The organism is Cognatilysobacter lacus, from assembly GCF_008274655.1.
GTDB classification, from domain to species: domain Bacteria; phylum Pseudomonadota; class Gammaproteobacteria; order Xanthomonadales; family Xanthomonadaceae; genus Cognatilysobacter; species Cognatilysobacter lacus.
In genome coordinates this window covers 1-10,128 of the sequence record NZ_VTRV01000096.1, presented here as the reverse complement: position 1 = coordinate 10,128, position 10,128 = coordinate 1, and the positions used below count along the sequence as shown (strand labels likewise).

The 10,128-nt window shown below is 68.7% G+C and carries 11 protein-coding genes and 1 pseudogene; 11 read left to right on the top strand and 1 reads right to left on the bottom strand.

Annotation, left to right across the window (positions count from 1 at the left end):
* A partial coding sequence (locus FW784_RS09395) for a hypothetical protein (protein ID WP_149353086.1) occupies positions 1 to 191 on the bottom strand: 191 nt, incomplete at its 3' end.
* Between the two features lie 88 nt (positions 192 to 279).
* On the opposite strand from FW784_RS09395, the gene FW784_RS09390 reads away from it, so the two are divergent.
* The 11 genes and pseudogenes from FW784_RS09390 to flgK form a co-directional block, all read left to right on the top strand.
* Complete coding sequence (locus FW784_RS09390; protein ID WP_149353085.1) at positions 280 to 1,221, top strand: chemotaxis protein; 942 nt, start codon at positions 280 to 282, stop codon at positions 1,219 to 1,221.
* Between the two features lie 184 nt (positions 1,222 to 1,405).
* Positions 1,406 to 1,774: a flagellar basal body rod protein FlgB gene (flgB, locus tag FW784_RS09385; protein ID WP_149353084.1), complete on the top strand. Its 369-nt coding sequence runs from the start codon at positions 1,406 to 1,408 to the stop codon at positions 1,772 to 1,774.
* A gap of 10 nt (positions 1,775 to 1,784) precedes the next feature.
* Positions 1,785 to 2,192: a flagellar basal body rod protein FlgC gene (flgC, locus tag FW784_RS09380; protein ID WP_149353083.1), complete on the top strand. Its 408-nt coding sequence runs from the start codon at positions 1,785 to 1,787 to the stop codon at positions 2,190 to 2,192.
* Positions 2,193 to 2,212: 20 nt separating this feature from the next.
* Positions 2,213 to 2,869 carry a flagellar hook assembly protein FlgD gene (locus tag FW784_RS09375; protein WP_149353082.1) on the top strand — a complete coding sequence of 219 codons (657 nt, stop codon included), beginning with the start codon at positions 2,213 to 2,215 and terminating at the stop codon, positions 2,867 to 2,869.
* 28 nt (positions 2,870 to 2,897) lie between these two features.
* Positions 2,898 to 4,118, top strand: a complete 1,221-nt coding sequence (flgE, locus tag FW784_RS09370) for a flagellar hook protein FlgE (protein WP_149353081.1) — start codon at positions 2,898 to 2,900, stop codon at positions 4,116 to 4,118.
* 148 nt (positions 4,119 to 4,266) lie between these two features.
* Complete coding sequence (locus FW784_RS09365) at positions 4,267 to 5,013, top strand: flagellar basal body rod protein FlgF (protein WP_149353089.1); 747 nt, start codon at positions 4,267 to 4,269, stop codon at positions 5,011 to 5,013.
* A gap of 27 nt (positions 5,014 to 5,040) precedes the next feature.
* Positions 5,041 to 5,826, top strand: coding sequence for a flagellar basal-body rod protein FlgG (flgG, locus tag FW784_RS09360; protein ID WP_149353080.1), 786 nt, complete (start codon positions 5,041 to 5,043; stop codon positions 5,824 to 5,826).
* Positions 5,827 to 5,835: 9 nt separating this feature from the next.
* Positions 5,836 to 6,600 carry a flagellar basal body L-ring protein FlgH gene (locus FW784_RS09355; RefSeq protein ID WP_235893635.1) on the top strand — a complete coding sequence of 255 codons (765 nt, stop codon included), beginning with the start codon at positions 5,836 to 5,838 and terminating at the stop codon, positions 6,598 to 6,600.
* Positions 6,601 to 6,809: 209 nt separating this feature from the next.
* Complete coding sequence (locus FW784_RS09350) at positions 6,810 to 7,907, top strand: flagellar basal body P-ring protein FlgI (protein ID WP_149353087.1); 1,098 nt, start codon at positions 6,810 to 6,812, stop codon at positions 7,905 to 7,907.
* Positions 7,908 to 8,103: 196 nt separating this feature from the next.
* A pseudogene (gene flgJ / locus FW784_RS09345) lies at positions 8,104 to 9,024 on the top strand (flagellar assembly peptidoglycan hydrolase FlgJ); the annotation flags it as partial.
* A gap of 6 nt (positions 9,025 to 9,030) precedes the next feature.
* The coding region (gene flgK / locus FW784_RS09340; protein ID WP_149353078.1) for a flagellar hook-associated protein FlgK at positions 9,031 to 10,128 on the top strand (1,098 nt) is incomplete at its 3' end.

Here is a 10,128-nt window from a genome sequence, read left to right as displayed (position 1 = left end):
ATGCGTACCGCCGCGTCGACCGACGCCTGCACCTGCGCGCCTGCGCCGCCCAGTGCGGACTCGGCCGCTTTCAGGATGTCGGCCACCGGCGTCACCGCGGGCCCCGCATGCAACGCGCCCGCGACGACCAGCAGCATTGCGGCGGCGACGCGGTGCGAAAGCACGTGGAACGGGCGGGCGGATCGAGCCATGGCGGACAGCTAGCAATCGCCGTGCCGAAGCCGGCCGCGGCGCCCGTTCGCTCTCAAGGAACCCCCGGGCGGCGCCGACAACGCAGGCATGAGCCGCGATCTTCTCGACCGAATCGACCAACGCACGCGCCTGGCCGGCCACAACCGGCTCGCCCTCCTGTTGTTCCGCCTGGGCTCGCGTCAGCTTTTTGGCGTGAACGTGTTCAAGGTGCAGGAAGTCATCCCGCGGCCGCCGTTGTTCACCCTGCCGCAGCTGCCGCCCGCCTTCAGTGGCGCCGCGGATGTGCGCGGCCGCACCGTGCCCGTCCTCGACCTTGCGCGTGCCGTCGGCCATGCCAGCACGCCCGGCGCGCCCGAGCCGCCGTACCTCGTCGTCACCGAGTTCAACCGGACGGTGCAGGGGTTTCTGGTGTCCGGGGTCGAACGCATCGTCAACATCGCGGTGGAGGACATCCATCCGCCACCGGACCTCGGCGGCGACTGCCATTACCTCACCGGCGTAACGCGCTTCCAGGGCGAACTCATCCAGTTGCTCGACGTCGAGAGCGTGCTCGCCGAATCGTCCCCGCGCGCGAACGAGGCGTCGGGAGTGCAGCGTCTGGACATCGCGGCGGATATCCCGCGCGAGGTGCTCGTCGTCGACGATTCGCGCGTCGCGCGCAACCAGATCCGCCAGTTGCTGGACCAGCTGGGCCTGGGTGCCACCCTGCTGTCAGACGGCCGGCAGGCGCTGGAGCATCTGCAGCAGATGGCGGAAAGCGGCCAGCCGCCGACGCAGCGCTATGCCATGGTCATTTCGGACATCGAGATGCCGGCGATGGACGGGTACACGCTGACGACGGAAATCCGGCGCGCGCCAGCGCTGCGGGGCCTGCACGTGCTGCTGCACACGTCGCTGTCGGGCGTGTTCAACCACGCGATGGTCGAGCGGGTGGGCGCGGACGACTTCGTTCCGAAGTATTCGGAGCGCGAACTGGCGAGCCGGATCGAGGCGCGGGTGCAGGCCCTGCAGCGGGCGCGGGCGGCCTAACCGCCGGGGCTCCGCGGCTTTCTTGCCGGCCTGCATGGCGGGTAAGCCGGGCGGCGGGCCTTGCCGACGCCCGTTACCCGCGCCGGACAGGCATGGGGCCTCTCGATCACGGCCAAAGCGTTTCACGCACTGGCACACCCCTTGCCTAACCCCCTCCGACACTCCCGCCCCTCGGAGGGGCCCCATGTCCACCGAATCGTTCCTCGGCATCCACGGCACCGCCCTCGCCCTTCGCGAGCAGAGGCTGCAGCTGCTGTCGGCCAACATCGCGAACGCGGACACCCCGGGCTTCCGCGCGCAGGACCTCGACTTCACCAAGGCCCTCAACGCCGCCATGGCTCCAGCGGCCGACGCCGGCGCCGACCCGCTCCAGGCGGCAGTCCAGGCCGCCCGCTTCGACGCACCGTCCAGCCAGCCCAGCATCGACGGCAACACGGTCGACGGCGAGCGCGCCAAGGCCGCGTTCGCACAGGCCTCGCTGGAATACCGCGCATCGCTGAACTTCGTCGAAGCCAAGGTGCGCACGATGTTGACCGCGATCACCGGGCAATGAGGGCTGACGCATGAGCAACCTGCCCATCTTCGACGTCGCCGGCAGCGCGATGACCGCGCAGCAGGTGCGGCTGTCGACCGTCGCGTCCAACCTCGCCAACGCCAACTCGATTTCCGGCAAGGCGGAGGACACCTTCCGCGCCAAGATGCCCGTGTTCGAGGCGACGCCCGTCGAAGGCGATCCCGCGCTCGCCGGCGTCAAGGTGCAGACCGTCACCGAATCCAATGCCGCGCCGCTCAAGCGCTACGAGCCCGGCAACCCGATGGCCGACGACAAGGGCTACGTCTACGCGCCCGACATCGATCCCGTCGCGCAGATGGTCGACATGATTTCCGCCTCGCGCAGCTACCAGGCGAACGTCGAGGTCTTCAACACCGCCAAGGAACTCGCGGTCGCCACGCTCAACCTCGGCCGCTGAGGCCGCGAGGACACAACGACATGACCACGATCGGCAATGCCACGGACGCGCTATCGCAGTACTCGGTGGCGCCCACGACGCGGAAGAAGGAACTCGGCCAGGCCGACTTCCTCCGACTGATGACCGAGCAGCTGAAGAACCAGGATCCGCTGAAACCGCTCGAAGGCACGCAGATGCTCGGGCAGCTCGCGCAGTTCTCGACCGTGCAGGGCATCCAGGGGATGCAGGGCGCGCTGGGCGCCGTCGCGAACGTGATGGAGTCCGACCAGACGCTGCGCGCCGCATCGCTCGTGGGCCACGACGCGCTGGTCGATACCGACACGGTGCAGCTGCAGGCCGGCACGGGCATGAATGGCGAGATCGTCGCCACCTCGGCGGGCAGCATCAACGTCGAGATCGTCGATGCCGCGGGCCAGGTGATCGACCGCGTGCCGGTCGACGCACCGGGCGCCGGCAACGTGGCCTGGGGCTGGGACGGCAAGACCGCCGACGGCCGCACCGCGCCCGCCGGCACCTACACCATCCGCGCGACCACCGGCACCGGCGCATCGGCGCAGGCGTTGTCCACGCGCATCGCCGCGCATATCGACAGCGTCTCGATCGAAGCATCCGGGCTCGTGCTCAACCTCGCCGGCATCGGGCCGCGACCGCTCTCGTCCGTCCGCCGCATCGGCTGACCCGCCTCACGCATCCAGGAGTGAATCCATGAGCTTCCGTATTTCGCTGAGCGGCATGAACGCGGCCCAGTCCGACCTCAACGTCACCTCGAACAACATCGCGAACTCGAACACGACGGGCTTCAAGCAGTCGCGCGCCGAATTCGCCGACGTATATCCGACGTCGTCCTACGGCTCGTCGAAGAACACCATCGGCGCCGGCGTGCGGTTGCAGCGGGTGGCGCAGCAGTTCTCGCAGGGCACCGTGGAAACCACGGGCAAGGCGCTCGACCTCGCCATCAATGGCAAGGGCTTCTTCACCCTTTCGGATGGCGGCTCGTTTGTCTATTCGCGCGCCGGCAACTTCGGTACCGACAAGGACGGCTTCGTGGTCAATCCCTCGGGCCAGCGCCTTCAGGTGTACCAGCCGAGCGCGAGCGGAACCGGCTTCGACACCGGCCGCGTCAACGACCTGCAGCTCCAGTCCGGCGATTCGGCTCCGTTGGCAACCAGCAACGTGGGCGTCAACACCAACCTGCCGGGCGGCGCCAGCGTTCCCGTTACCGCGACCTTCAGCCCGACCGACCCGACCTCGTACAACTACACGACGTCGATGACGGTGTACGACTCGCTCGGCGCGGCGCACAGCCAGTCGCTCTACTTCGTCAAGACAGCGAATCCGAACGAGTGGCAGGTGAACACCACGATCGATGGCACCGCCGTCGGCACCGCGCAGACGTTGCAGTACTCGAACATGGGCGCGCTTACTTCGCCGTCGCCGGGCAGGATCACGCTGCCGGCATACACGCCGACCACGGGCGCCGCGCCGATCGCCGTGACCATGGATCTGTCGAATTCCACGCAGTTCGGCAACAGCTTCAGCGTCGCGGCGTTGACGCAGGACGGCCACACGACGGGGCGCCTGACCGGCATCGAAGTGGGATCGGACGGCGTCGTGCAGGCGCGTTACACCAATGGCGTGTCGACGGCGCTGGGCCAGGTAGTACTCACCAACTTCGCCAATCCGCAGGGCCTGCAGCCACTCGGCAACAACGCCTGGGCGGAGACGTCGGAGTCGGGTCAGCCGCTGCGCGGATCGGCCGGCTCGTCGGAATTCGGCAACGTGCAGGGCGGATCGCTCGAGTCGTCGAACGTCGACCTGACCGAGCAGCTGGTGAACATGATCACGGCGCAGCGCAACTTCCAGGCGAACGCGCAGATGATCACCACGCAGGACCAGATCACGCAGACGGTGATCAACATCCGCTGATAGGAACATCCGGGGGGATGCGTCGGTCGTCGCCTGAGGGGGCGGCGGCCGATTTTTTTTTTCGGCCTGCGCCACGACACCTGCGCTGGAACGGCTCTTGCCTTGGCATGGCATCGGCCTTGCGGCCGCCCGCCCCGGGCACGACATGATCGACAAGTCGCTCTACATCGCCATGACCGGTGCCAGCGCTTCGCTGCGCGCGCAGGCCAGCGTGGCGCAGAACCTCGCCAATGCCGACACCGTCGGTTTCCAGCAGCAGCTGGTGGCGACCAAGGCCACGCCGGTGCTCGGCGACGGGCTGTCCTCGCGAGTGGCTGCGGTGCCGATGACGGCGGGCGTCAGCAATGCCGCGGGCCAGGTCATCAACACCGGCAACGATCTCGACGTCGCGCTGCACCAGGACCGCTGGCTCGCGGTGCAGGCATCCGACGGCACCACCGCGTACACGCGTGCCGGCGACCTGAAGCTCACCGAGAACGGCCTGCTCACCACGTCGAGCGGCCTGCCCGTGCTCGATTCCGGCGGCGCACCGCTGTCGATTCCGCCGTACCAGACGCTGACCATCGCCGGCGACGGCACGATCTCGATCGTCCCGCAGGGCCAGCCGGCCTCGACGATCACCGAGTCCGGCCGGATCAAGGTGGTCGAAGCGAAGACGTCCGACCTCGTGCGCGGCGATGACGGACTGATGCGCGCCAGGCCCGGCGCCGACGAGCCGCCGCAGGCGGCGGGCGCGTCGCTGGTGAGCGGCGCGGTCGAAGGCAGCAACGTCAATGCGACCGACATGCTCGTCTCGATGATCGCCTACAGCCGCCAGTTCGAGATGCAGGTACGCCTCTTGCAGAGCGGTGACGAGAACGCGCGCAGCGGCAATTCGCTCCTTTCCTCGAAGTAATCCCGGCACCGCACAGGAACCACCGTCATGACCCAGGCACTTTGGATCGCCAAGACCGGCCTCGACGCGCAGCAGACGCGCATGTCGGTGATCTCCAACAACCTCGCGAACGTCAACACGGCCGGCTTCAAGCGCGACCGCGCCAACTTCGAAGACCTTCTCTACCAGACGGTGCGTCAGCCGGGCGGCTCGACCTCCGAGCAGACGCAGCTGCCGACCGGCCTGCAGATCGGCACCGGCGTTCGCGTTGCAGCTACGGCGAAGAACTTCGCCCAAGGCAACCTTTCCAATACCGGCAATGCGCTCGACGTCGCCGTGAACGGCCGCGGCTTCTTCGAGGTGCTGATGCCCGACGGCACGTCGGCCTATACGCGCGACGGCTCGTTCCAGATCAACTCGCAGGGCGAGATGGTCACCAACGAGGGTTATCCGGTGCAGCCGGGCCTGCAGTTCCCGCAGGGCACGCAGAGCGTGACCATCGGCGCCGACGGCACGGTGAGCGCGCAGATCGCCGGGCAAACCGCGCCGACGCAGGTGGGTTCGCTGACGCTGGCCGACTTCGTCAATCCCGCCGGGCTGCAAGCCAAAGGCGAAAACCTCTACGCCGAGACCGGCGCGAGCGGTCCCGCACAGCAGGGCGCACCCGGCACCTCCGGGCTCGGTTCGCTGGTGCAGGGCTCGGTCGAAGGCTCGAACGTCAATGTCGTCGAAGAGCTGGTGTCGATGATCGAAACGCAGCGCGCCTACGAAACGAACGCCAAGGCGATCTCGACGGTCGACTCGATGCTCGGCTACCTCAACCAGAATCTCTGAGGCATCGCGATGAAGACGCTCGCCCTGCTCTGCGCCCTCGTGTCGGTTTCCGGTTGCGCGACCGCGATGGGCGACGTCAACACCTTCAAGCCGGATCCGACGGTACCGACGCCCGCGCAGGTGCATGCGCAGATGGCCGCACGCACGGCAGCGTTGCAGTCCGCGCAACCGGTGATGCAGCCGGTGGCGATGACGGCCAGCAGCGGCGACGGCGGCGGCTCGATCTATGCAGGCGCGACGTCCAGCGGCACGCACACGATGAAGCTGTTCCAGGACAACAAGGCGCGCGAAGTCGGCGACCTGCTGACCATCATCCTGGTCGAAACCACCAGCGCATCGACCAAGGCATCCACGGCAGTCAACAAGGCGACCAGCATCGACATGGCCGCGCCGTCCATCGCCGGGCAGTCGGTCACCTGGAAGGGCAAGAACATCCTGCAGGTCGGCATCGACGGCAAGCGCGGCTTCAACGGAAGCGGCGACACCAAGCAGAGCAATTCGCTGGACGGGACGGTATCCGTCACCGTCGTGCAGGACCTCGGCAACGGCAACCTTCTCGTCTCCGGCGAGAAGAAGCTGCGGCTCAACCAGGGCGACGAAGTGGTGCAGGTGCAGGGCATCGTGCGCGTGTCCGACATCTCCGCGGACAACACCATCAGCTCCGAGCGCGTCGCCGACGCGAAGATCGTCTACGGCGGTCGCGGCACCATAGCGCGCAGCAACGCCATGGGCTGGCTCGGCCGCTTCTTCAATTCCGCGCTGATGCCGTACTGAGGGTTGCCGACATGCCGATCGACCGTTCCGCCCCCGCCGCGTCCGCAACGCCGATGCACCGCCTGCTGGCGCTGCTGCGGCGGATTCGCACGCCGCGACACTCCGCCGCCTTCGAGCTCGACGCCGATCGCGACAGCGAGTTCGGGGTGCGCCGCGCCGACAACGGCCCGATCGAAATCAAGCCGCGCATCGGCACGCGTCCGGCACGCATGTCCGCGTCGCAGACCCTGCTCGCCATCGCGGCGATGCTCGTCGTGGGCTCGCCCGTGCATGCCGAGCGCATCAAGGACCTCGCGCAGGTGGCCGGCGTGCGCGGCAATCCGCTGGTGGGTTACGGCCTGGTGGTCGGCCTCGATGGTTCGGGCGACCGCACCTCGCAGACGCAGTTCACCGTGCAGTCGCTCAAGTCGATGCTCGACCAGCTCGGCGTCACCATTCCGCCGGGCGTCAACCCGCAGCTGAAGAACGTCGCCGCGGTGGCGATCAGCGCGGAGCTTCCGCCGTATGCGAAGCCCGGCCAGAACATCGACGTCACCGTGTCGTCGATCGGCAACGCCGGCTCGTTGCGTGGCGGCACGCTGCTGATGGCACCGCTCAAGGGTGCCGACGGTCAGGTCTATGCGGTCGCGCAGGGCACGCTGGTGATCAGCGGCTTCGGCGCCGGCGGCAAGGACGGCTCGCGCATCCAGGTCAATGCGACCAACGCCGGCACGATTCCGAACGGCGCCATCGTCGAACGCGCGGTGCCCGGTAATCCGCAGGGCGGAAGCGTCACGCTCAACCTGCACGAATTCGACTTCACCACGGCGTCGCGCATCGTGTCGGCGATCGACCGCACCTTCGGCGCCGGCCATGCGCGCGCCGTCGACGGCGTGACCATCGAGATCGCGCCGCCGGCGATGGACCGCGTCGCCTTCCTCGCGCAGCTCGAATCGCTCGACGTGTCGCCCGGCGAAGCCGCGGCGAAGGTGATCGTCAATGCACGTACCGGCACCGTGGTGATGGGCGGCAACGTGACGGTGCTGCCGGCCGCCGTGTCGCACGGCTCGCTCACCGTGTCGATCACGGAGAACGCGCAGGTGAGCCAGCCGGAAGCATTCGCCCGCGGCGACACGGTCGTAGTGCCGCAGTCCACGGTCCAGGCCACGCAGAGCGGCGGGCGCATGTTCAAGTTCGAGGGTGGCACGTCGCTCGATGCCATCGTCCGCGCGGTGAACGCCGTCGGCGCAGCGCCCGGCGACATCGTGGCTATCCTCGAGGCACTCAAGCGCGCCGGCGCCCTGCGCGCCGAACTCGAAGTCATCTGACGCCGCCGGTCGGCCGCCACTTCACCCGCGCCGGCGCGCGCCGATACCCGTATCGGAAGCCTCCCGCCCCATGGATCCCGGCTGACCGCCCCGCCCACCCGGGCACGCTGCTTGCATCGGTGACGACATGCGCCTGCCGACCGCCATCGCCCTGGACCACGCCGCGACGACTTCGACGTCGCGCCCCGCCATGGAAAGAGCCGCCCACGAGCTGGAGACCCAGTTCGCCGGGATGCTGATCAAGTCGATGCGATCGACGACAGGCGGCGATCCGCTGTCCGGCGGGGACACGACCTACCGCGACATGTACGACGGCCAGCTCGCAAAGGCGCTGACCAAGGGTCGCGGCCTTGGCCTCGCGCCGATGATCATGCGCCAGCTCGAACGAAGCACGGGCCAGTCGACCGGTGCGTCCGCGCCCGCGATCTCGCCGCTACCACTCACGCGGCCGGCCAATTCGCTTCCCCTCGCGATGCCGTCGGGGCTCGGCCCGATCAAACTCGGCGCTGCGGTCACGCTTGCACCCACTACCAGCGGCGTGTCGCTGACGGCGATGTCGGCCACCCCGGTCGCGACGCCGATCGCATCCGCGCGTTCGTCCGGCACGGATGCCTGCGGCCCGCTCACGCCGCTGGACTGCAGCAGCCCCGAGGCCTTCGTCAAATCACTGTGGCCGCACGCCAAGAAGGTCGCGCAGGAGCTCGGGGTATCCGCGAAGGCACTGGTCGCGCAGGCGGCGCTCGAAACCGGCTGGGGCCGTCGACTGGTCGGCGGCAATGGAGTCGTGTCGCACAACCTGTTCGGCATCAAGGCCGGCGGTGGCTGGCACGGCGAGAAGGTCAATGCGGCGACGCACGAATACGTTGCCGGCGTGCGCCAGGGCCAGCGCGCGAATTTCCGCGCCTACCAGACGCCCGCCGACAGCTTCGCCGATTACGCGCGCCTGCTCGGTGGCAGCCGATACGCCAGCGCGCGCGGCACCGGCGAGGACGCCCACCAGTTCGCAGCCGCACTGCAGCACGCCGGTTATGCGACCGATCCGTCGTACGCAAACAAGATCACCGCGATCGCCAACGGCGCGACGATGCGTCGCGCGCTCGCGGCGCTGGGGAGTGCATAAGCGATGAGCGTCCTGTCGACCGGCTCGTCCGCCCTGCTCGCCTTCCAGCGAGCGCTCGGCACCGTCAGCCACAACGTCGCCAACGTCAACACCGAGGGCTACTCCCGGCAGCGCGTCGACCTGCAGGCGCGGCCGGGCCAGAACGTCGGCACCGGCTACGTGGGTTCGGGTGTGGCGGTGCAACAGCTGCAACGGCTCGCTGACGGGCTCACCTTCGCGCGCCAGGTCGACAGCAGCGGCGAACTCGGCCGGCTCACGCAGCTCGGCAGCTATGCCGATCGCCTCGACGGCCTGCTGAGCAATACATCGACCGGCCTCGGCAAGCCCTACTCGGCCTTCTTCAGCGCGGCGCAGGGCGTGATTTCGCAGCCGGGCTCGGCGATCGCGCGCCAGTCGATGCTCGACTCGGCCGACCAGCTGGCGGCGCGCTTCCGCAGCATCGACTCGCAGCTCACCGCCATGGGCAGCGAGACCGACCAGCGCCTGGCCGCGTCGGTCGACACCGCCAACCAGCTCGCCGGCGAGATCGCCAAGCTCAACCTGCAGATCAGCGCGTCGGGCAGCAATGCCAGCCCGGACCTCGTCGACCAGCGCAACCTTCGCATCGACAAGCTCGCCGCTCTCACCGGCGCGGACGTGGTGCCGCAGGACGACGGCTCGCTCAACGTCTTCAGTGGCGGGCAGGCTCTCGTGATCGGCGGTCGCGCCGGGAAACTGACGCTGGCGCAGGATCCGTATCGCCTCGACCGCAAGGTGCTGTCGCTCGACACCCCGGCCGGCCCCGTGCGACTGCCTTCGGGCGCGTTGTCCGGCGAAGTCGGCGGCCTCGTCGAATTCCGCGAGCGCGTGCTCGACCCGGCACGCGCCGATCTCGGTCGCATGGCGACGGCATTCGCCACCACGGTGAACGCGCAGAACCGCGCGGGCGTCGACTACACCGGTGCGGCGGGCGGCGATCTGCTGTCGATCCCGGCGCCGCGTGTCGACGCGAACACGACCAACACGGGCACCGCGACGCTCACCGCCGCGATCTCGGACGTCGGTGCGCTGAAGGGCCCGGACATCGAGATGCGCTTCAGCGCAGGCACGTGGACCGCGACG